Origin of the sequence: Sorangium sp. So ce590 (assembly GCF_051521365.1) — a bacterium.
Taxonomy (GTDB): domain Bacteria; phylum Myxococcota_A; class Polyangia; order Polyangiales; family Polyangiaceae; genus Sorangium.
Window position 1 is genome coordinate 6168891 of the sequence record NZ_CP150346.1, and the last position, 22984, is coordinate 6191874.

Genomic DNA, 22984 nt, shown 5'->3' on the forward strand with positions numbered 1-22984 from the left:
CCTGCAAGGTCAGCCACGGGTCCGGCGCCGTCGCATCGCCAGGGCGGAAAGCCCCACGGCGAGCGCCGCGGCCCACGAGCTCGTCGTGGTGCTGGCTCCGGCGACGACGCACCCGCAACCTCCGTCGGAGGCCTCCTCGTCCGGCGGTGTTCCGCCGATCCCACCTCCCTCGCCCGGTGCGTCGCCGCCCCCGGAGGAGGAGGTCACCGTCCCCGCCCCGCCCGCGCCGCCCCCGGAGGAGGAGGTCGCCGTCCCCGCCCCGCCCGCGCCGCCCCCGGAGGAGGAGGTCGCCGTCTCCGCCCCGCCCGCGCCGCCCCCGGAGGAGGAGGTCGTCGTCCCCGCCCCGCCCGCGCCGGTGCCTGACCCGGTGCCCTCATCGCGGGGCACATTTCCGGTGAATCCGGTCTGCCCCTCCCGGGTCAGCGACAGCACCAGCGTGCCATCTTTGACCGTCACGTTCTGCGGGTCGAAGTCGACGCGGTTCCCATCGAACGTCCAGTCCGCTTTGCTCCATCGCGCGCCGTCCAGGGAATCGAACTCGTCGTGCCACGCGAGCTCGAAGACTCCGTTGTTATAGCGATAGTACTTGACCCAGTTGACGAACTGGTGCTGCGGGAGGACGGAATCGTCGAACGCTCCGACCCACTCGGTGGCCTCGGAGGACCACGTGTTGAAGCGCAGAGACTGGGGATTCTTCAGGCTGGCCACCTGCTGCCCCGTCGTCCTCCTGACCTCTTTCCCGTCGAAGCTCCAGGCGACGTAGTCCGGCGTCCACTCCAGCGCGTAGGTGTGATAGCCGTCCGCGAGGGAGACGTCCGTCGTGTGCACCTCTTCCGACGTCGCCCTCGTGCCCGTCCCGGTGATGATGTTCGACTGCCAGCTCCGGGCGCCGTCCTTCCCGAAGACCTCGATATCGATCTCCTCCCAGAATGCGCCGGACACCTCGGAGCCGTCCTTGTAGGTGAAGAAATTCGACAGGATGCCGCTCCCGCGCGCCATGCGCATGCGCATCTCGATGCGACCATGAAGATAGCCCTGGGGCGTGTAGAGCTCTGCTCCCTTGTAAGGCTTCGCGGCCGCGGTCGAGCTCATCGCGAGCGCCAGCGACGCAGCGGCGAGCATCAGACCAGCGCGCAATTTCGTGAACATCGTGGAACCTCCTATGAGAACGTTAACATGGACGGCGTCCATGCGATAGTTCTTCGTCGGCTCCTCGTGTCAGGGCGTGGCCTGCTGGTTCGCGCTCGGCATCCTTGACATCGATGCCGACTCTTGGCGGCAGAAGGGGTCGCTGGCCATGAGCGAGGCGCGCTCCAAGCCGAGGGCCGAGGCCGCCGAGCCGCCTGCGCCGGCGGCAGCGAGGAGACGCTGACCCAGGCGACGCCGGGTCAGCTTTCCGCGGCGCCTGGAGGGCAGATTTCCGCGGGCGCCGCGGTCATTGCACCAGACCGTCAGTCCGCGGCGGCCCCGCTCCGCCCTGCTTCTCGGGCACGACGCCGCCGCGCGGCGACCGCGCCCAGCGCGATCAAGGCGGCGAGCGCGCCCGCGGGGGAGCTGGGCCCCGATTGGACCCGGCAGGCACACCCGCCCCCGTCGTCGCTGGCGCCGTCAGCGGGGGCGGCGCCACCGCCGCCCGTGCCGCTGCCCGCCGTTGCTCCGGTGCTGGTCGTTGCGGCGCTGCTGACGCTCCCACCCCCGCCCGCGCCGCCGCTGCCCGTCGCTCCCCCTTCACCCACGCTCGGAGCGCCCCCGCCGCCGGTCGGATCCGGATCCGGATCCGGGGCGTCGAGCGGAGTGAATCTCCACCAGTCGACATTGAACAGAAAACCGTTTCCACCGGTGAACTTGAGGTACAGATCGTGTACCCCTGTCGCACCGTCGACAGCGCAGGACGTGGTAACCCAGGTCTGGAAGCCGCCGGTCCCCTGGACCATGCAGGTTCCCACCAGCGTGCCGGTCGTGCTGTCGAGGCGCAGCTCGATGTTACCGCCGCTGGTCGCCGAGGCCACTCGTGCGTCGAAGGACACCGCGCCCGTGCCGAAATCGACGCCCTTCACCTTGATGTAGTCCCCGTTTTCAATCGACCCGACGTTCATTCCGCCCTCGCTGCATGCCTCGGTCTCTACACCGGATTCCCAGGCAATCGTTTCAGCCTCCGTCATGACATACGGATTCAGGGTACCGACGCCAGGCGGGCCCGCCTGAGTCATCTTGATCGTCGGGAAGGTACCATCGGGGTTGAAGGTGAATCGCTCAACGGCCGTCGATCGGTGAAAGCCTCCACCGCCCGGCAAGGCACCGTTGTGATAGAAGAAGTAGGAGCTCCCCTTGAAGTCGATGACGCCCGCGTGGTTGGTGAAGCTGCTGCCCTCCGTGGGCATGATGACCCCCCGGTAAGTCCACGGGCCGGTGGGGCTGCTGCTCGTGGAGTACGCGATATATTCGGAAATTGGCCCCCCCGCATACACCAGGTAGTACAGTCCGTCGCGCTTGTAGAGCCACGGACCTTCTTCGTACTTGGTCGCATGGCGATCATCGGCCTTACGCCCGGTGCTCTGCCCAAAGCTCGCCGCCGTCATGGGCACGTGTACGACGTCCCCCTGGTAGGAGATCATGTCTTCGTTCAGCTTCACGTAGCACACACTGGGGTTTCCCCAGTACAGATAGGCCTGACCGTCGTCGTCGATGAACGGCGTCGGATCGATGTCGCCGCAATCGGCGCTGATCAGCGGTTTTCCCAGGGCGTCTTTGAAGGGACCGGTGGGGCTGTCCGACACGGCCACGCCGATGGTCATCCTGTTGAGCGAGCGGCTCGTCACAGGAACGTAGTAGTAGAACTTTCCGTTTCTGTGGATGGCCTGGCCTGCCCACGCGTCTCCCTTTGCCCAGCTGAAATCGCCATACCTCAGCGGTGAACCGTGATCCGTCCAGTTCACCATATCCGTGGAGGAGTACACTCTCCATTCGTTCATCCCGAACCAGTCCGTCGCGCTGTCTTCGTCGTGTCCGGTATAGAGGTATACCGTATCATTGTAGACCATGGGCGCAGGATCGGGGGTATAGATGGTCTGAACGATGGGATTGTCTGCCAGGGCGCCTGACGGAAGCGCGGTCACGCCACAGATCAACAATGCCGCCGTGAGAAGCCTACGCTGGAGGGACGTGGTGTTCGTTGCCATTCCTGGGTCCTCGCTGCTCTCCTGAAACTTCTTCAGGTGTTGTCGGTATCGCAGCGCGCTCGGTTCATCACTCTCCGGCGCTGCTCGTGGGGGTGATTCGCCGCCAAGGCGGCCCGCTGGGCGCTCTGGCAGTGATCGTCTTTCGCGAGAGATGAAAAAATCGGCGGCAGACGACGTCCGAGCCCTCACGCTCGGAACCTCTCCGACGAAGCGCGCCGAGCGCCGTGGCGCTCGACAGCGCGCGTCTGCCCCCCTCACGATCATGGTCGTCGCGCATGCTCCGAGACCACCGAGCGAGCGAGACGCTCCGCCGAGCCCGATCGGACGACGAACGTCTCGATGCGCATGACGCCCCATCCGGGGCAAAGCAAGAGGGTGCCGATCGGGTGTATAGTGAACGTTCACATTACGGGTGTCAACCCCGATCGACACCCCCTGGGGCGTCTCCAGCCTCGCCCCTCCCCCGGGTCCAGCGCTGCTTTCCAGCAGGAATCCGGCGCCTGCTCCTCCCGACGCCGCGCTCCGGAGGAGCCCCCGGCCAACCTCGTCTTCCCTCGGGATCGAGGAGATCGCGTGCCGGTCGATCGCTATTGACACCTCTTATGTGATCGTTCACATGGAACCAGGTTCGATGTGAACGACACGAATTTCGGTGTTCCCAGCTTCCATGCCGGCGGTCTCGCCGGACGGGTGTAAAATGAGAATCTCTCTGCTCGTGGTACCTGCAATCACGGTCCTTCTTGCCTGCGGCTCCGACGCCGACCCGCCTCCGGACGACCAGGCCACCGCCAGCTCGACCGGCGCTGGAGGTTCGGGCGGAGGAGCCTCGACGAGCGTCAGCACGAGCGCCTCCAGCAGCGCGAGCTCCGGCGGGGCCGGCGGGGGCGGCGGAGCCGGCGGCAGCGGCGGAGCCGGCGGCAGCGGCGGCGAAGACCTGCTCGCGGCGGCCGCCAACATCGACGGATTTCGCTGGGAGATGCCGTGCGACAGGGACCCGGGCAACAGTGACGAATGTACGACGTCCAGGCGGGTCGACGAGACGCGGACGTTCGGCGGCTCGCCCGACACGATCTACCAGGTGACCGTCCGTCTCCGCGGCGTCGTCGAGCCGGAGACGTACCGGGGCGGCACGCCCGATGGCATGCACTTTCGCGTGGGCGGTACACCCGACAACCCGACGTACAACGTCTACAGCTTCTCTGTCTCAGATCCGCCCGAGGTCTACTACCTCAACGATAGCCCCAACGTGGGTCACGACGTGTTCATCATCGACCATACGAAGACCATCCCGGTTCGGGGCGGAGCCAGCGTATCCTTCCTGGGCGACGATCCAAATCGCGTCATGATCGCCAACTTCAAGCATCTGGTCGTGGACGGCGTCCCCCCTGCGCCCGAGCCTTTCGTCGGTCAATTCATACAGCTCGACGTCCAATCCGTCGAGGAGACGCAGCCCTGACCGCGCGCCGCGGCGACCTCGTTCGACGTCGCCCCCGAGCGGGAGCGCTCCTCGGCATACGCCTCCGCCCGCTCCCGCAGCTCGGTCGTGTACCTCGCCGAGCTGCCCGATAATTGTGAGCGTTAATATTCAGGAATAACAGCGACCGGCGGTGCGGCGCGGTTCACCGTGAGCCCGAGGGGGGACAAGGCTGGCGGGGGCTCCTGCTTGACGGACTTCTCTCAGGCGAGCTCCGCTGGGCAGCACGACAAGGCGGGGTGGCTGACCGGCAGCACAGCCGCACCGCGCGGTCTTCCAGGATCACCGCTTGAGCGGGACGTCAATCACCCACGATCCAGGAAGTCCATCAGCCACTGCATCGCCGGCCGCATCCTGTCGTCCGGATGCTGGATGCCGGTGTTGTCCCGCCAGGTGGTGCCGACGATGTAACCCCACAAGGTGATGCCCTGGACCGAGGGGTGATTCCAGTACATCGTGAACTGCTCCTCCATCACCCTCTTCTGCTGGTTGTCGTCCGCGATGCCGATGTCGTACTCGGTGATGTGCACGGGCTTGCCCAGCGAGGCGAGCGCGTCGATGTAGCCCTTGACGGTGTTGGTGTTGATCTTGTACGCGTCGTGGGCCTGCGCGCCGATGACGTCGACCGGGGCGCCCGCGTCGATGACCGCCTTCGCGATCCTCATGAAGTTGTTGTGGTCGTTCTGGTACTCGATGTTGTTGTAGTCGTTGAGGATCAGGACCGCGTTCGGGCAGAACTCGCGGGCCCACTTGAAGGAGTTGACGATCCAGTCCCAGCCGCTGGCGCCATCTCCGCCGATGCCGTTCTTGTAGGAGGGCGTGGTGTGGGGCGGCGGCTCGTTGACCACGTCGATGTACTTGGTCTTGGGGTAGCGCTCGCAGAACGACTTCATCCAATCCCGCACGGCCGCCTGCTGCTCCGACCCGGAGAGGCGCCCGACCCAGTCGGGTTGCTGGGAGCCCCACACGAAGACGTGGTGCTTGAAGAGGATGTTGTTGTCCTGCGCGTACTTGTAGATCCTGTCGAGCGCGGACCAGTCCCTGTTCCCGCGGGACTTCTCGACGGAGCCCCACTTGCCCTCGTTCTCGGGCGTGATCTGGTTCCAGTACTTCACGAAGCCGTCGCGCACGGCGCCGCGCGTCGTGATGTTGCCGACGAACTTCCCCGTGGGCTCGGAGCCGCCAGCTCCGGTGGACGCGCTGGTCGAGGCGCCCGAACCGCCGCCGCCCTCGTTCGATCCGCCGGTGCTGGCGCTGGTCGTCCCGGCCCCGGTCGTCCCGGCCCCGGTCGTCCCGGCCCCGGTCGTCCCGGCCCCGGTCGTCCCGGCCCCGGTCGTCCCGGCCCCGGTCGTCCCGGCCCCGGTCGTGCTGCCGCTGGTGACGGTGCTGCCAGCTCCCCCCGAGCCGCCCGCGCCACCTTCACCGCCGTCGCCCCCATCGGAGCATCCAAAGAGAGTCGCGACCCCGAGCGCGATCCACGTCGTGCCGCACAGCCATCGAGAAGAACGGTTCTTGTTCATGTTAATTTCCGCAAGTTGAGCGATTGAAGATGGCAATCCTTCGAGCGGCGAGCCGATAGGCAGCGGCTCGAGCTCCGAAATATCTGGATTCCCTTGTCCATCAGGCGATGATCGGGTCGACGAGCCCGCCTTCGCGGCTCTCGTCGCCGAAGTTGTCGAGCGGGCCTCCCTGCCCGTTGGTGCAGCCGACCGCGGTGCCGATCGTGTCGAGCAGCTTGTTGTTGGTGATCTTGACGTCGACGAGCTGGCCGGTCTTCAGGGAGCCCGAGGCGCGGCCGGCGAGGAGGTACGGGACCTTCCGGAGGGAATCCGTGTCCTCACGCTGCGCGTGGCGCAGCCGCGGGGACATGCTGCGCTCGGCGACCTGCCAGAGACGCTCGAAGCTCGTGAGCTCGCGCACGAAGGCGATCGCGAGAGAGCGCGCGGTCTCGAGGAAGCGACCCGACAGCCGGCGACCTGCGGTGCGCCGATCCGCCGCCGGCGGCGCGCACCGCCGAGCGAACGGTAGCGGTGCCGAGATCCATCGGAGGACGAAGATCTCGGTGCGCATGGACGACCCACCCTAAACGAAGCAAGAGGATACTGCTCCGGAGTACTGTGAACGGTCACATGATCGATGTCAAACCCAATCGACTTGCCCGCGGCCATCCTCCAGCCCGAGGGAGGACGCTGGGATGGACCCGTGACCGTGATAACTGGAACTTTCCGGCAGCGACACGCATGCGGAGAGCGCCGCCGCGTACGCCGGGCACCGGCGCCGGGGCGACGAGCGCGGAGGCTACGAACGGTCGAAGAAGTCGAAGACGTCAGGCAGCACGAGCGGAACCATTCCTGCGTGGTCCGCATCGACTTCCTTGTACGTGATCGTGTAGCCGCCAGCCATCATCCAGTCGCGCAGCTCCCGGCTGCCGGTCAGGGAAGGCGTGCCGCGGGTCCCCTCCGTCACGAAGATGGGCACGTTGCGCAGCCGGTCCCACGGATAACCCGACTCCAGGACGAAGGGTCCGGACATGGGCGCCAGAGCCTTCCAGTAGTCGGAGTATTTGGCGCCGATGTACCAGGTGCCGCCGCTCCCCATGGAGTGTCCGGTGAGGAACATCGCGCTGCGATCGATCGGGTACTCGTTCAGCACCAGCTCCAGGACGTTGATGACGTCCTTCTCGCTGAGCTCCTGATCGCGCTCGCGCTCGGGCGTACGCGCGGCCAGGAGCTTCTCCGCCTCCCCGGGTTGCCCGAACACGGCCGGCAGCCGCAGGAAGGTGCCGTACGCGCCGTGGTAGCCGAGCGGCGAGACCAGCAGCACGCCATGCTGGTCGGCCAGATTCACCATCTGCTTGTTGTTCTGATCCAGGTACGAGCTCTCGTCGTTCGAAGCGCCGTGCAAGAACATCACGAGGGGCAACTTCGACGCGCCGTCCCAGCGATTCGGGACGCAGACGCGGTAAGGAACGTCGGCGCCAGCGGCTGGAAAATTATAGGTCCTCCGCTGGTCACCTTTGGCGCGCCACTGCGGAGAGCTGGGATCGGCGACGGACTCGGCGAGCGCTCGCGCCTCGAGCACCTGAGCGCGCGGATCGAGCGTGGTGCCGAACGAGATGGTCACCGGCTCGAACTCGTCTGGACCGCCCGTCCCCGCCGAGCCCGCAGCGCCGCCTTCGCCGCCGGCCGCCGTCGTTCCGCCGCTGGGCGCTCCACCGCCCATGCCGCCGCCGCCCGCTTCACCTCCCGCGCTGGACGAGGCGCCTCCAGGAGCCCCGCCGCTGGAGCCGCCAGAGACCGCGTTCGCCGCGCTGGCGGCTCCGCCGCCACCTTGGCCGGTGGAGGTGGCGCCGCCGTCGGCGTCATCGCTTCCGCAAGCGGCGAGCGACAACGCGCAGCCGATGCAGGCCAGTGACGAAAGGAATCGATGTTTCTTCATGCTCACTCCAGCGACGTGATCAGCCCGTTCCAAGTGCGCCCCCCCGGGCCCGGCGTGGTACGAAACGAGCGATGCCCCCGCGACCTCACCCCCCTCGCGCCCGCGACGACCGGGCGAACAGAGTCGGCGCAAAGGCTCGATCCCGAGCCCAGGACGAAGGGCACGGTGCGCAGTGCGGCCCATCCAAGGCAAGGTAGCAGGACGCCTCGAGAGCGGACTGTGAACGTGCACATTTCGGGCGTCAAACAAATTTGACCGGCCCGCGGCCACCCTCGATCCCGATTGCTCTGGTCGGTTTCGAGCCAGTCGGGCAGCCCAGTGATGTTCCACACCGTCCGGGGCCCAGATCGAGGAGATGGCGCGTCGTGTCGAAACTGAAGCTGACCGGCCCACCGTCAGCGAGCGGCGTCGGTCACGACCCCTGCAGCACGGAGTTCGAGCGGTAAGATTGGAATCCACATCGACCATGATCGCGCCCGCCTGGATTGACGCGCCGCTTCGTCGGACGAGCCACGCCAGCCCCGTCCTCCCTCGGGCTCGAGATACCTGCGATCCCGCCGACAAAAGTTGACATGGATGATGTGAACGATCACAATGCGCCCGCTCGCCGCGCTCGCGGCGAGCGGAGATCTAGGGGGGTAACGATGGCCATCTCAGGGCCGGATCACCCGGCCATCATGCACACCGAGGGCGCACCTCGCGGGACGCTGCCGGTGAAAGCGAAATCGCGTCAGGGTATTCAAATGACCAACAAACCTACTATCCTTCGAGCCACATTGTTTGCGGCGCTGGCCGGCTCTTGCGCTCTCCCGGCTTGCAGTGGTGACGGCGCGAGCTCCTCGGACAACAACCCTCTCCCCGGAACGGGCGGGGCCGCCGCCTCAGGCAGCGGCAGCAGCACCACGACGGGCGACGGCGGCGCGTCCGCGAGTGGAGCGGGCGGCGCGGGCGGTGAGGGCGGTGCGGGCGGTGCGGGCGCAACGAGCGGAAGCGGTGGTTCGCCAGGAACCGGTGGCTCGGGCGGATCGATGGGAGGCAAGGTCGCCCCGAAGCCGAGCACGGGTTGCAACAAGGCCAATCCGCAGACGGGCAGCGCGCAGAGCCCGCTCACCGTATCGGGTCACCAGTACTACGTGAAGCTGCCGACCAACTACGACGCCAGCAAGCCGTATCCGGCGATGATCATGTTCAACCCGACGGGCAACCCGATCAGCTGGGCGGAGCAGAACGCGGGCTTCGAGGCGACCGGCCCCAAGGAGGCCTGGATCCGCGTCTACCCTCACCCGGCCAACTCCGGCTCGGGCTGGGGCGCGAACGATGTCTCTTTCTTTGAGCCGTTCTACGATCAGATCACGGACAACTTCTGCATCGACGAGGCTCGCGTGTTCGCGGCGGGCGAGAGCTCGGGCGGCGACTTCTCGAGTATCCTTGGCTGCGAGCACGCGGACAAGCTACGCGCGGTGGGTCCGTGCGCCACAAAGAACGTACCCCAGTATCCGCTCAACGCCAGCACCCGAGCGTGTACCGGGCAGGTCACGGCGGTCGTCATCCACGGAGAGCGCGACTCGGTGGTCGGAACGGACAACGGCCCGAAGACGCGCGACTTCTATACCGGGCTGAACCACTGCCAGGCCAGCACGACGCCAGTCGAAGGGTACACGGACAAGCTCTCGAACTGCGTCATGGTTCAGGGCTGTGACGAGGACTATCCGGTCTATTGGTGCCAGCACGGAGACCCGAACTACAGCAACACCAATCACGGATGGCCGGCGTTCGCGCCCAAGTTCCTCTGGAGCCTGTTCTCCACCTACTGAGAATCATGATCGGCCCGGCGGCGCTCGGCTCATCGTGCCTGCAAGGACCAGCCGGGGGAGCGTGGCGGACGACCCGCGATCGCCCGAGCCATCGACGAGCAACAGCTAGCGAGGTGCTTTTCCTATGAGTAGGTCTTTATTTGGACTGAGCGTTCTTTTCACCGTGGGCGTGGCGGCGGGGCTGACCGCCTGCTCATCGGAGCCGGATCCCCTCGACCCCGGCGCTGGTGGATCTTCTGACGCGTCCACGAGCGCCGGTTCCACCTCGGGTCCGGGAGCGACGTCGGGCGGAGGAGCCGGTGGGAGCGCGGCCACGAGCACGACCGCGAGCACGACCGCGAGCACGGGTAGCCCCAGCGGCACCGGCGGCGACTCGGCCGGCGCCGGCGGCTCGGGGGGCGCTGGCGACGGCGGCTCGGGGGGCGCTGGCGCCGGCGGTTCGGGGGGCGCTGGCGACAGCGGCTCGATGGGCTGCGGCGAAGCCGTGACGCGCCCCGACCCTCGCCAGCAGCAGACGCTGACGGTCGGTGGGGTGACGCGCTACTACCTGATTCACGTGCCGGAGAACTACGACCCGAGCAAGCCGCTGCCGCTGGTCTTCGGTATCCACGGCCTGAACATGAACAACGTGTGGGCCGCGCACGACAACAGCGGATTCCAGCTCATCCAGGAGACCAACAACCAGGCGCTGCTCATCTACCCGCAGGGCTTGCCGGCGGATGGGCAATCCAGGCCTCCGAGCACCCAATCGCAGTGGGGGACCGCAGACTCCAACTGGGGCGGTCCGCCGCCCAACGCCAATCAGGCGCGCATGACGGCCGACCTGGCGTTCTTCGATGCCATGCTCGAGCATGCCAAGGCGAACTACTGCGTGGATACGAAGCGCGTCTTCGCGGTCGGGTTCAGCCAAGGTGGTTTCATGACGAACACGCTCGGCTGCCAGCGCTCTTCCGTGTTCCGCGGTCTCGCTCCGGTCGCCGGATGGGGCCCCCAGGGATCCCAGCCCACGTGCAGCGACGCCAGCGCCGCACACGCGGTGATTCAAACGCAAGGCGACACCGACGGGACCGTGACCCCCGCGCTGGGACAAGCCACCCGCGACTTCTGGCGCGGCCGGAACGGCTGCCAGGCGACAACGATGCCGTCGGCTTCCGGCGATGGGTGCGTCGAGTATCAAGGCTGCAAGGAGGGCCTGCCGCTCGTGTACTGCACGCACCCCGGTGGTCACTCCGTACCGTCCGGCGCGGGCGGGCGAGCCTGGCGCTTCTTCCAGTCGCTCAAGTGAGCCCCGCAGGCCGTGGAGTGAACGCGGCCTCCCGCAGGCGTGAATGATGTCCCGTCCGGGATGTCGTTGAAGCCGACGACGCTGATGTCCCGCGGCGCCTCGCGCCCGCTCCTCCTGACGCCGTGCTCCAAAGGAGCCATGACGCCGTGCTCCAAAGGAGCCGTGCCAGCCCGCGGGCTGGTCGATTCGAATTGACACTGGACTTGTTAGCGCTCACATTGAGTCCGACCGGTTTCCTTTGTCTTCGCCCTGGATGGTCGTTGCGCGCGCCGAGACGTTCGTCATACGATCGAGCTCTGCACCATGCCATGCGCGCGGCGAACGGCGGATCGGCGCACCGCAGGTCGCCCGCTGTCGCGCCCCCCCGAGACCGTGCACGCTCTCGCGATTTCGCTCCGGCGCGAGCTCACGAGTTCCGGTGGTGCTCGAACTATCCAGCGTTGATCTGTCGCGAGCCAAACGTTGCAGGTCAAACCAATGCCGCGCTTGATTTTGAGATAAACAAGACAGTTTTAGAACGATGGTTGCATTGCAGCTACGCTAAAATGGCTGCTTTGTGACCCGAGCTTGGTCAGGAGACAATGATGACCTCACCGTCTTTTTCGATGACCGGCTTGCCGCGCGGCAGGCGGGCGCTCGGCGCGGGGCTCTGCGTCACGGCGCTCCTGCTCGCGGGGTGCACGGGCTCCGTGGGCGATCTGGAGGAGGGCGACGGCGCCGAGCCGGGCGGCAGCGGCCCCGTCACCGGCGGCGTGGCGCGCGGCATCGACATGCCGGGCGCGCCGCAGTACCACCGGCTCGTGCGCCTCACGAACTCGCAGTGGGCGAGCAGCGTGCAGGTGGTGCTGAACCTCGCCGCTCCTTCTTCGCTGTCCGACGGGTTCGAGAAGCCCGTCGCCGGCACGACGGATTTCACGAACAACGAGCTCCTGCTGAGCGTGAACCAGCGCTCGTGGAGCGACTACCAATCGGCTGCGGAGGCGCTCGCCGAGGAGGTCACCGCTTCGGATGCGGCGCTCGCCAAGGTTTACCCGGGTACGGACGCGGCCGGCTTCATCGAGGCCGTGGGGCGCCGTGCGTATCGCCGTCCGCTGAAGGACGCCGAGGTCGCCAAGTACACGGCGCTCTTCGAGACCGGCACGGCGATGTCCGGAACGAAGAGCGCGTTCGCCAAGGGCGCGCAGCTCGTGATCCGGACGCTGCTCCAGTCGCCGCACTTCCTCTACCGCACGGAGCTCGGCGAGAGTCGCAAGCCGCTCGACGGTTACGAGATCGCGGCGAAGCTCTCGCTCTGGCTGCGCAACGCCGCGCCGAACGACGAGCTGCTCGACAAGGCGTCCACGCTCACGACGCCGGAGGCGGTCGTCGCGGTCGCCGAGTCCATGCTGGAGGAGCCCACGGCGGTCAAGGGCATGCGGTACTTCCATGGCGAGCTGCTCCACTTCGATCGCTACGCCACGATCAGCAAGCTCGGCGTGCCGAGCTACAACGAATCGTTGAACGCCGAGTACGAGGAGAGCGCGTACCGGTTCTTCGAAAAGATCTTCACCGAGGGTCTCGGTGTCAAGGACATCCTCACGTCCACCAAGGGCTTCGTGGGGCCGGGGATGGCGCGCCTCTACGGCCTGGGGTCGAGCGGCGGCGGCGTCGTGGAGCGAGATCTCGGTCCCGATCGCGTCGGTTTCTTCTCGCAGCTCCCTTACCTGACGCTGAACGCTCTGAACGATGAGTCGGACTCGATCCACCGCGGCGTCAGCATCAACCTCGACGTGCTGTGCACGCCGCTCGGTTCGCCGGCCCCCAACATTCCGCCGGTCCCGCCTCTCGAGCCCGGGCAGACGAACCGTGAACGCATCACGCGGCTCACCTCCGCCTGCGGTGGCGCGTGCCACAACCAGCTCATCAATCCTGTCGGCTTCGCCTTCGAGCACTTCGACGGCATGGGGCAATATCGGGACGAGGAGAACGGCGGCTTGCCGGTCGACAGCAGCGGCGTCTACTCCTTCTCCGAAGGACCCAGGTCGTTCGCGGACGCCGGCGAGCTGATGCATTACATGGCGGAGGGCGAGCAGGCTCACCTCTGCTACGCCAAGAAGCTCGCGAGCTTCGCGCTTCAGCGCGACGTCGTCCCGTCGGACTTGCCGCTCGTCGAGATGCTCGCCGGGGTGAGCCGCGGCGCCGGCGGCTCGGTGAAAGAGATGATGCTCGAGCTCGTGAAGAACGAAGCATTCCGGACTCGCATGGGAGGCACGCTGTGAACCCCAAGACCGTAACGAACCTCACTCATCCGCACGTGGCGCGCCGGCCCGGTATCAATCGGCGCGCGTTCCTGCGCGCCGGCGGCGTCGCCATCGCCCTTCCGTTCCTCGAGGGGTTGCCGTCGCGCTCCGCCTGGGCCGCGGACAGCGCGCCCGTGTTCAGCCTCTACATCGTGGCGGCGTGCGGCGTGGTGGGTAACCGGTTCTTCCCGGAGAAGACTGGCCCGCTCACGACCGACGGGCTCGCCGCCATGACGGACAAGGCGACGCACGTGCTCGCGCCTCACGCCGCGAACCTGCTGTTCATCCGCGGTATCAACTTCCCGATGGGGGGCCCGAGCAACTGCGGCCACGCGCAGGGCCTCTGTCAGGCGCTCACCGCGCGCCCGGCGCAGGGCGGCGGCAAAACCGCATCCTCGGGCGGCGTGTCCGCGGACATGGTGATCGCCAACCTGGTGAACGACGGCGGTGCCGAGCCGCTCACGCTCTACGCCGGCAACCGCAAGAACGGGTACATCGCCGAGCGCATCTCTTTCAAGGGCGGTGGCGCCGGGCAGGTGCGCTCGGCGGACGACAACCCGTACACGCTCTACTCCAAGCTCGTCGGCCTCTCGAACAGCGGCGGTGATAGCGGCGGGTCGCTCGCGGAGGAGCTCATCCGCAGCCGCAAGAGCGTGAACGACTTCGTGGGCGAGGAGCTGAACAGCCTGATGCGCATGTCGGCGCTGAGCTCCGCCGACAAGCAGCGCCTCCAACAGCATTTCGACTCCATCCGCGACACCGAGGTCACGATGGGCGAGATGGGCGGGGCCTGCACCCAGGCGGGCCTCGCGACGTCGGAGCTCGAGGCGCTCAAGAGCGGCTTCGCGTTCAAGACGAACGGCATGATCGAAGACGTCGCGAAGCTCCACCTCGAGCTCGTGGCGCTGGCATTCGCCTGCAACTTCAACCGCGTGGCGACGCTGCAGCACGGCGACGGCACGGATCAAACCAAATATGCGGTGCCGGCGAACGCGGGGCTCGGCTGGCCCTTCCACCACATCAGCCATCGTGTGCAATCGGACGCGGCTTCGGGCAGCAACCCGACGGCCGAGCAAGCACACGCCGAGATCGACGTGCTCCGCATGCAGACGCTGCTCCACGGCCTCGATCAGTTCAAGGCGCGCGGCCTGTTCGACAAGTCCATCATCATGTGGACGAACCACGTAGCGGACGGCCCGTCGCACAGCTTCCGCAACGTGCCGACGATCATCGCCGGAAACGGCGGCAGCTACCTGAAGCAGGCGGAGTTCATCGACGCCGGAAACGTCACGAACAACCGCCTCTTCAACGGCCTCATCGCCGCCGCCGTTCGGGACAAGACCGAGTGGACGGAGAACTTCGGTGAGGGTCAGGGCTCCGGGCCCATCGACGGCATGCTCGCCTGAGCGGCATCGCCGGGCGGTGAGCCTCGCTGGCGTTGGCACCAGAATTGCTGACGATCACATTGGCTTCGAAAGAGCCCCGTGAGCGGACGAAGGGCACGGCGTGAGCGCGGCCGGTGGCGCGGGGGCGCGACCGGCGCCTCCGGCGAGCGCGTATTCTGGCGCGTTACGGCCGCGCGTTACGGCCTGAGCCGGCCGCACTATATTTTCAGGTTCCGGATACGCCATCTCGCAATGCGGGTATCCCGTACACCACCTCGGAACGGGTGGCCGGGTCACCGGAATCGGTGGCCGGATGCCGTCGGAACGGGTGGCCGGGTCACGTTGGAACGGGTGGCCGGGTCACGTTGGAACGGGTGGCCGGATCGCGCGGGAATACGCACATCAAACACGGGCTCGGCCCATCCTCCGCCGCTGCTCCCGCCGGCGTTCGGATCACCCGCGCTGGCACCGCCCGAGACCTCTCCGCCTATCACAGGTCTTCAGCGCGCGCCACTCGGCGAGATCCGCGGCCGCCGGCGGGGCGGCGGTGAAGCGCGCCGGCGGGGCGTACCCGCCTGCGTCCGTGGTCCAGTACGGAAGCCCCGAGATCGACATCCCCAGCCCGGCGGCGTTCTGCTTGCGCATAGCCGTCCAAGTGGAGGTGATGTCCCCCGACCAGACGATCGCACCATAGCGCTGCTGCCCCGCGAAGGCGCTGCGGGTGAGGATCAGCGGGCGCCGGCCGGGGCCTCCGCGCGCTGCCCCCCGTAGATCCCCTGGCTGTGCATCAGCGGATACGCGTTCAGCACCGCCGCGCCCCGCCCGAGCGCCGTCGGGTCCATGCGGCTCTGGACGCTCGCGAGGTGGGTGGCCGAGGCGCGAAATCTACGCGCAAAGCCGGTGGTCCTTGAGACAGCCGCCTCTTGGCGGCGCGGCCACCATGGCACGACCTGACCGCCGCAGCGATCGTCTACAAGGCCTTGAAGAACGACCACACGTCTTCCGGGACCCAGGTACAAGGGCACGTGTCCGAGCAGGTCTTGGGATGCGTCGCGCACGAGTTCCATAGGTCTCCGGTCCCATCCACGACGGCGTTGCCGTGACCCGACTGGTGCACGCACCAACGGAGGGGATGCCCGCTCGAGCATCCGGCGTAGTCAGTGCAGATATGCCCCCCGGGGTTCAAATAGGGGGGAGACTGAGGCGGCTGGGGCGGGTTCTGGGGGGTGCAGCCGTTGTTCTGGACGAACCTGTCGCGCATCGGCCTTGCATGGTCGAGAGTGCATGTGTTGTCAGCAAGGCCGGCCATCTGCCAGTATGCGATGGGGTCGTTGCCGCCTTCGCAGCCGCTGAGCACGGCTCCGTTGTAGATCGCGACCCCACCGAAGACATTCGCGCGGGCACACGCGATTGCGTAGCTCATGCCGCCGCCTTGGCTGAAACCATTGGCGAAGATGTGCGTCGTGTCGACGCAGAAATTCTCCTCGATCAGTTTGACCATGTCGTCGACGAATGGCAGGTTGTTTCCTCCACATCCGCCGTTGAGCCCGTCGGGAGCGACGAAGATCGCGCCGTTGTTCGACAGTTTTTGGAGTCCGAGATGGGCCATGTTGTACCCATTCGTTCCGCCGCTGTCGACTTCCTTGGAGTTGCCGCCATTCCAGTGAAACCCGAATACCAACCAGTAGGGCTTGTTCTTGTCGTAGTTGTCGGGAAGCCTCATGGCGAAGCCCCGATTCTGGCCGCCGCTCTGGATCCTGACATAGCCGCCCTCGCCGAAGCCGTTCGGCGGCTCGTTCGGGACCGGCTCGAACCTGATCGTCGAAGTCTTGCCGCACCCCGGGCTCGGCACCGCGCCAGAGCTGCCGTCATCCGGCCCTGTACCGCCGGAGCCACCGCTCGTCGAACCACCGCTCGTGGAATCACCGCTCGTCGAACCACCGCTCGACCCGGAGCCACCAACCGAGCTGCCGGAGCTGGCGGATGCGCCACCGCTGCCCGAGCTGTCTCCATCGCCGGAGCTCTGGCTACATGCGGCCGCCATCAAGGCGATGGTACGCGGGAATTCGCGCCGGTGCTCGATTGCGCCATGCGCGGGCAAGGCCTCGATTGTTGTGCATCATGTCTGCAATCCTCCGGGGAGCTCGGCCAGGTTGTTCGTGCCAACGCGTCGATTCGCTCGGAGAAGCCCGGCCCCCACGGGGATGCAACGTGCATGGTCCCTCGGCGGGCAAGTCCCGCAGTTGGGGTTTGACGGCTCCGAAGCCTATGGATTTCCTGCTCCCCGCAGACGGCGCCTGTCCACTGCAAGTCGACAGCGCTATCTGCGCAGCTCCTCGATGGCCGCGGCGAGCTCCGCGGGTGGCAGAGCGTCGGCGGCGCGCCAGGGCGGCATGCGCAGCGGCGAGGTCGCGGGCTCCTGCAAGCGAGCGATGGCCCGGTCCTTCATTCCTCGCGACATGCCGTCCAGGTCCTTCACGTTGAACGCGGCGCGGCTCAGCGCCGCGTTCCCGCGACCGTCGTGGCAGCGCGAGCAGAGCTGCGTGAGCACGGTGCGCCCGCTCGCCCCCGGCGGCGGCACCAGGCCGACCTTCACCTTCGCGTCTGCGGAGAAGATGTCGCGCAAATCGAGCAGGGATTGTCGCGGGGCTGCGCCCGTCACCACGTCGAGGTAGGATGTGGTCCGCGCCGCGCGGAGCGCAGGATCCGTCACGTCCGCGAGCGGGTAAGGCACCGGGATCGAATCACCCGCCAGCGACACGGCGAACTGCTTCTCCCAGGTCGGGCTCGACGAGCTGGCCTTGACCTCGGCCTCGATGCGCGGGTCGAACGCGTTCGGCTGCGACGCCTGGCCCTCGGCGACGAGCAACGCCTCGAGCTGCGCGCCGCTGCCCTCGTCGATGGCATTCTGGATGGTCGCGATGGGGATACCGCCGTACTGCGCGTCGAGCGCGTGGGCTTCCAGGAACTGCGGCGTGAGCACCCGATCGGACTCCGTGCGCTGCACGAAGCGCTGCGGGAACCAGTGCAGCCAGGGGTTCTCCAGCTCCTGCATGCGCAAGATCTTCTTCGTGCCGTGGCCGTCGGGCTGGTGGCACGAGCGACAGTCGAACGACGTATTTTCGACGTCTTCCTCGCTGTAAACGCTGAACGCGGTCCAGCCGTGCTCGATCTCTTCGGTGAGCAGGCTCGCGAGATCGCAGCCAGCGTCGTAGTCACACTGCCGTTCGAACGTGAACAGGTAGAAGTTGTAATCACCGCTCGAGAGGTCGCGGCTCACGACCTCGACGAAGGGCTCACCGCGAACGAAGCCGATCGCGGTCATTTCAGCCGGCCTCTCGCGCATCTCGGTCACACGCGGAAAGACGATGAGGCGCGGGTTGATGGCGGAGACGGACCTCTTCACGAGCGAGGTGGAGTTACCGGTGAGAGCGAAGGCGCGATCTTCGTCGAGCTTCGCGACCCTGAGCAAGCTGGCGAAGTCGGTGATGTTCGGTCGCGGCGTGGCGCACACCGCCTGGAAGAAGCTGTCGCCGCGCGGCGTGGCGCAGAGCGCGCGGTGCTGCACCTCGCGGCTGGGTAGGCCCGACAGCTCCGGGTCGGGAGCGCTCACGGGCGGCAGCGTGTCCCAATCGGTCACCGCCTGGTCCGTGGCAGCGACCTCGCCGATCTCGCCGACGCACGCCGCCAGCAGCAGCGAAAGCAGGCACAGGCTCGGCAGGCGCCTCACGCCGGCCTCCTACGGCGGGCGCCGAACGTCATCGACCCGGCCACCAGCGCGAAGGCCAGCAGCGGCGCGTGACGGTCGCCAGGCCCGCCCGTCACGCTGCAGCCGACGCGCTCGCTCGGCTCCTCCCTCGCGCCGTCACCCTCGCTCGGATCCGAGTCGACGGCGCCGTCCAGCTGCTGCACGTAGGCGATGAGCTGCCCGAGCTCGGCTTCGCTCAGCGCGCTGGTGAAGGCGTGGCGATCTTCGGGATTGGCCGTGACGAGGACGTCGCGCAGCGTCGGCGCGGAGCCGTCGTGCAAGTACGGCGCCGTCTCCCACACGCCGTTCAACGTCGGCGTGTCGATGCCGAACAGCGGCTCACCGGCGCGCATCCCGGAGGACGCCTTCACGGTGCCGACGTCGTGCAGCTTGCCACGCGCGCTGTCGGTCCCGTCGGGACCCGTGTGGCAGAAGCCACAACCCAGGCGCTCGAAGATGGCGCGACCCGCGACGCCGTCTTCGGTGAGCGAGCCGTCGGCGTTGCGAAAGGGGCTCGGGCGGTACGTGTCGAGCGAGCCGAGGAATGCCGCCAGCGCATCGAGCTCGGGGCTCAGGCCGGCCTTCTTGTCGCCACGCGGCGTGGCGACGGTTCCCACGGCGAGCTGCTCGGCGCTGAGGAAACCCTTGCCGCCGAACAGGTCGCGGATGTTGTCGTCAGCGTCCTGGATCTCGTCGAAGCTGCCGCTCCAGTTGACGTTGCCGTGGCCCGTGCCGCGCCGTCCGACCAGCGAGACGGTGTTGCGAAGCCCCTCCCCCACGCTGCCGAAGTCCCAGACTCGCCCGTCGTCCGCGCCGTCGAAGTGACACGACGCGCAGCTGATGTAGCCCTGATCGCTCATGCGCACGTCCGCCGAGTTGAAGAACAGCTGCTTTCCGCGCAAAACCTGAGCGTCCAGCCTCTCCGCAGCGACGGTCGGAATGTCGGCCAGCTTCTTGGTGATGAGGTCGTGCGAGCTGACGACGTCGGCGACGTCGTAGACCGCCACCGTACGGCTGAGCGATGCGTGCACGAACAGCTTGTCGGTCTCGGTCAGAGCCAGGCCGCGCGGAGCAAAGCCCGTCTCTTTCAGCGCGGTCACGAACTCGCCCGTGTAGGCGTCGCGAACCTCCACCAGGGCCGAGCCGGCCACGCTGGCGAACGCATAGTCGCCGAGCGGCGTGAACACGACCTGGTTGGGCAGGTTGCGATCGTCCAGATCGATGCGCCGCGCGACGTCTTCGACCCCCTCCGCGAGGTTCAGCAGCGCCACGAGAGGCCGCACCGTGTTGTCGTCGGTGAGCGCGAGCTGATCGCGAGATGGACCGCGAAAGATGTTGTCCTTCTTGCCCAGCACCCACGCGAACAAGCCGTCGGGCGAGAGCCCCACCGAGAACAGGTAGTTCGGCAGGCCACGCCCTTGTTGATCCGTGTCCTCCGTCGTGGTGTCCGCCGCGAGCTCGAAGCGCGTGCTCACCTGGAAGGTCGCCGCGTCGATGCGCGCGACCTCGCCGTGACTGTCCTCGGAGATGAAGCGCGTGACGTAGATCTGCGAGCCGTCGTGCGACACCGAGACACCTCGCGGCGTACCGCCCAGCACCAGCTCGGCCACGACGGCGCCGCTCGCCACGTCCAGCTTCAGCAGCTTGCCGACCGCCATCAGCGACACGTACGCGGCATCCCCCGTCGGGCTGATCGCAAGGCCCATCGGCTGCGAGGCGTACGGCAGCATGACCTCGCTCTCCACCGCCAGCGACGCGGTGTCGATGATGGAGAGAGAGCGCGCGTCGCGGTGCAGCACCCACAGTTTGCCTTGCGCCGTGAGCGCGAGCCCGACCGGGCCGCGCGCCACCGGCACCTCCGCGAGCTGGGTCAACGCGTTCGTGTCGAGCACGCTCACGCTGTCGTTCTCGTAGTTGGCCGTGTAGATCCTCGCGTTCGGCTGGTCGTAGACGAGATCGGTCGAGACCGCCGCGCTGCCCGTGACGAGCGGCCGGTGCACCGTGTGCACGAACGCGACGCTGGTGAACCCGACATCGTCTTTGACCGTCGCCAGCACCGGGTAGTGGCCGGGAGCGGCGTAGGTGTGAACCTGCTGCACGTCCCCGACCGTGAACTCGGTCCGCGTCTCGTCCCCCATGTCCCAGCGCACCTGCACGGGGCCGACCGCGTCGCCGATCGTCAGGTCGAACGTGGCGGCCTCGCCGCGGAGCGAGGGCGCGCGCTCGGCGACGGTGGCCGTGACGGCGCGCGCCTCGGCCGTCCAGGCCCCCACCCCACAGATGCCTGCGAGCAGGCCGAGGAGCTTCGGCAGCGAGCGCACGGCTCAGGGACCCGTCGTGAACGTCGACTTGAACTCGGCCGCGATGCCGTTGCCGACGAGATCCTTCATGCCGTCCTTCGGCAGGACGACCTCGTAGATGGTGTTCGGCATCAGGTCCTCATCGGGGTCGAAGTTCACGATGCCCATGTACAGGCCGAACTTGCCCTTCACCGGCGCGCCGCCCACCGGTCGGACGATGAAGCTGCCTGGGTGAACCGTGGCGAGCTCGATGTTGTCGGTGAGGCTGAGGCCGACGCGCGACTTCCTGGACGCACCCGTCGCCCCGCTCTTCGGCAGCACCGTGTCCACCGCCGGGGGCGTGGTGTCCGGATCCGTGGAGTGCGCGGCGATGACCATGCCGCGGTAGGGCAGCTCGTCGTCAGCCAACACCAGCAGGCTGCCGACCGGGATCGAGAACTGGTCGTCGCCGTTCTCGAACTCGAGCCGGCCCCAGATGCGATTCTTGATCGACATCCGTTGGACGTCGTGCACGTCGATCTTGGAGACGCCGGCATCTGGCCGCAGGTGACCCAGGAACAGGTGGCCGTCGGAGAAGCTCACGTACTCGGATCCGGCGGGGTAGCCCTTGGCCCTGAACGCCGAGTCGGGGAGCGTGGCGAGGGGTGAATTGGCCGAGCCGATGTCGGTGGGATCGGTCAGCACGTCCCACACGCGCAGCGGCGACTGCACGTAGACGTGCTTGCCGTACAGGCCACAGATGTAGCTCTTGCTCGGGGTGATGAAGTCGAGCGCGACCGGGTTCATCGGATCGCTGATGTCCATCGTCGCGATGCCGCCGTTGTCCTTGGGCGTCGTGATGACGAGCGTATTGCCGACGGCCCACAGCGGACCGGCGCTCACACCGCCGAACTGCGAGATCGGAATCTTCTTCACGAACCGCACGTTCTCGGGATCCGCTGCGTCCAGGATGTGCAGGCCCGTGTTGGTGCCGCCGATGTAGATGACGCTGCCCTGCCAGTACATGCCCCACACGGAGTCGGTGAAGTCTCCATAGTTGATGCCCTCGAGCCGGACGAGCGTCACGTGACGAGGCGCGTGGGCGTCAGTGACGTCCCAGATGTCGACGCCGGCGCCCGCGGTGGTGACCTGGTAGAACTTGTTGCCGTACCGGGCGAGCGAGGTCTGGTGCGACTCCGCCTCGCCGACGCCCTTGGGCCCTCCCCTGGGATCGAAGCCAGGGCTCTGAATGCGCGAGAGCATCTTCGGATGGGTCGGATCGGCGATGTCGTAGAAGACGATCTCGGCGTTGCCGGCGCCTTGAACGTAGCCGTTGACGACGATCGGCTGGTTCTGGTGGTGGTCCTTCTCGAGCGTCGGCGACACAAGGCCGTCTCGCCAGTTTTGACGCGGCAAGTTGACCTTGTTCGCCGGCATTGGCATGTTCGGGATCTTGCCTTCCGGGGCGGTGATCATGTTCGGGTCAACTTCGCCCGAACCGCCGCCGCCGGCCGTGGCGTCTCCGCCCGAGCCGCTCGTGGAGCTGCTGCTCGTGGAGCTGCTGCTCGTGGAGTTGCTGCTCGTGGCTCCCGTCACCGGCATCGGCGCTGCGCCGCCACTGCCCGTCACCACGGTCGTGGAGTCGCCAGAGCTGCCGCCGTCATTTCCTTCCGGCGTTGGGCCGAGGTCGCCGCCGGAACACGCCGCGAGCAGGGCAGCGAACGAAGAAAAGCCGAGCCAACGCATCCCTAACCTCTTCTGTAGTGTGTGGGCCATGACAGATGGTCAACCAGCGGGAACCTGGAGCCGACGGTATCCACCGTGTTCCTGCGGACGCGCAGACGCGCGTCGTGCCCCCGTCCTGACTAATGTGAACGTTCACATTTGGAATGTCAAGTCCGGCCCGACCGGCTGCACGCGTTTTGACACGATCCGGTCCGGCGGCTCGATTACAGGCCCAGCCCGGTGCTGGGGACGCTCGCACTGGGCCATCGCCACCGCGGCGGCGGCAGGCGCGCGCTCGCGGTGCGCCTGGTCAGATTTCTAGTGAGACCTCGACTTGCAGAACCGTTACACTATGGGCGACGCGCTTTTGGATCAGCG

General features: G+C 67.2%; 15 protein-coding genes. 5 read left to right on the forward strand and 10 right to left on the reverse strand.

The window, feature by feature from the left end; translation table 11 throughout:
• Positions 1–9: 9 nt before the first annotated feature.
• Both WMF28_RS22960 and WMF28_RS22965 read right to left on the reverse strand, forming a co-directional pair.
• Complete coding sequence (locus tag WMF28_RS22960; RefSeq protein WP_437595382.1) at positions 10–1149, reverse strand: family 16 glycosylhydrolase; 1140 nt, start codon at positions 1147–1149, stop codon at positions 10–12.
• Positions 1150–1451: 302 nt separating this feature from the next.
• Positions 1452–3179 (reverse strand): glycoside hydrolase family 43 protein, encoded by a 1728-nt coding sequence (locus WMF28_RS22965; protein WP_437595383.1) that lies wholly within the window; start codon positions 3177–3179, stop codon positions 1452–1454.
• Between the two features lie 715 nt (positions 3180–3894).
• On the opposite strand from WMF28_RS22965, the gene WMF28_RS22970 reads away from it, so the two are divergent.
• Positions 3895–4635 (forward strand): hypothetical protein, encoded by a 741-nt coding sequence (locus WMF28_RS22970; protein WP_437595384.1) that lies wholly within the window; start codon positions 3895–3897, stop codon positions 4633–4635.
• Between the two features lie 323 nt (positions 4636–4958).
• Here WMF28_RS22970 and WMF28_RS22975 read toward each other — a convergent pair whose 3' ends face one another.
• The 3 genes from WMF28_RS22975 to WMF28_RS22985 all read right to left on the reverse strand — a co-directional run bounded on the left by WMF28_RS22975 (position 4959) and on the right by WMF28_RS22985 (position 8091).
• Positions 4959–6173 (reverse strand): endo-1,4-beta-xylanase, encoded by a 1215-nt coding sequence (locus WMF28_RS22975; RefSeq protein ID WP_437595385.1) that lies wholly within the window; start codon positions 6171–6173, stop codon positions 4959–4961.
• A gap of 100 nt (positions 6174–6273) precedes the next feature.
• Positions 6274–6723 carry a hypothetical protein gene (locus WMF28_RS22980; RefSeq protein WP_437595386.1) on the reverse strand — a complete coding sequence of 150 codons (450 nt, stop codon included), beginning with the start codon at positions 6721–6723 and terminating at the stop codon, positions 6274–6276.
• 228 nt (positions 6724–6951) lie between these two features.
• The gene (locus WMF28_RS22985) at positions 6952–8091 is read right to left on the reverse strand and encodes a hypothetical protein (protein ID WP_437595387.1); all 1140 of its coding nucleotides are present in this window, start codon (positions 8089–8091) and stop codon (positions 6952–6954) included.
• A 1028-nt stretch (positions 8092–9119) separates the two neighbouring features.
• On the opposite strand from WMF28_RS22985, the gene WMF28_RS22990 reads away from it, so the two are divergent.
• The 4 genes from WMF28_RS22990 to WMF28_RS23005 all read left to right on the forward strand — a co-directional run bounded on the left by WMF28_RS22990 (position 9120) and on the right by WMF28_RS23005 (position 14875).
• Positions 9120–9905, forward strand: a complete 786-nt coding sequence (locus tag WMF28_RS22990) for an alpha/beta hydrolase family esterase (RefSeq protein ID WP_437595388.1) — start codon at positions 9120–9122, stop codon at positions 9903–9905.
• Positions 9906–10029: 124 nt separating this feature from the next.
• Positions 10030–11190, forward strand: coding sequence for an alpha/beta hydrolase family esterase (locus WMF28_RS22995; protein WP_437595390.1), 1161 nt, complete (start codon positions 10030–10032; stop codon positions 11188–11190).
• A 605-nt stretch (positions 11191–11795) separates the two neighbouring features.
• Positions 11796–13448: a DUF1592 domain-containing protein gene (locus WMF28_RS23000; protein WP_437595391.1), complete on the forward strand. Its 1653-nt coding sequence runs from the start codon at positions 11796–11798 to the stop codon at positions 13446–13448.
• Positions 13445–14875, forward strand: a complete 1431-nt coding sequence (locus tag WMF28_RS23005; protein WP_437595392.1) for a DUF1552 domain-containing protein — start codon at positions 13445–13447, stop codon at positions 14873–14875. The genes WMF28_RS23000 and WMF28_RS23005 overlap by 4 nt, the downstream gene beginning before the upstream one ends.
• A gap of 432 nt (positions 14876–15307) precedes the next feature.
• On the opposite strand, the gene WMF28_RS23010 is transcribed toward WMF28_RS23005, so the two are convergent.
• The 5 genes from WMF28_RS23010 to WMF28_RS23030 form a co-directional block, all read right to left on the reverse strand.
• Entirely contained in the window at positions 15308–15586 is a 279-nt protein-coding gene (locus WMF28_RS23010; RefSeq protein ID WP_437604298.1) for a TIM-barrel domain-containing protein, read from the reverse strand.
• Between the two features lie 238 nt (positions 15587–15824).
• On the reverse strand, positions 15825–16955 hold the full coding sequence (locus WMF28_RS23015; RefSeq protein ID WP_437595393.1) for an alpha/beta hydrolase family esterase: 1131 nt from the start codon (positions 16953–16955) through the stop codon (positions 15825–15827).
• A gap of 219 nt (positions 16956–17174) precedes the next feature.
• Positions 17175–18584 carry a hypothetical protein gene (locus tag WMF28_RS23020; protein WP_437595394.1) on the reverse strand — a complete coding sequence of 470 codons (1410 nt, stop codon included), beginning with the start codon at positions 18582–18584 and terminating at the stop codon, positions 17175–17177.
• On the reverse strand, positions 18581–20923 hold the full coding sequence (locus WMF28_RS23025) for a PKD domain-containing protein (RefSeq protein ID WP_437595395.1): 2343 nt from the start codon (positions 20921–20923) through the stop codon (positions 18581–18583). The genes WMF28_RS23020 and WMF28_RS23025 overlap by 4 nt, the downstream gene beginning before the upstream one ends.
• A 3-nt stretch (positions 20924–20926) precedes the next feature.
• A complete protein-coding gene (locus WMF28_RS23030) occupies positions 20927–22657 on the reverse strand; it encodes an Ig-like domain-containing protein (protein ID WP_437595396.1) in 1731 nt (576 codons plus the stop codon).
• Positions 22658–22984 lie beyond the last annotated feature (327 nt).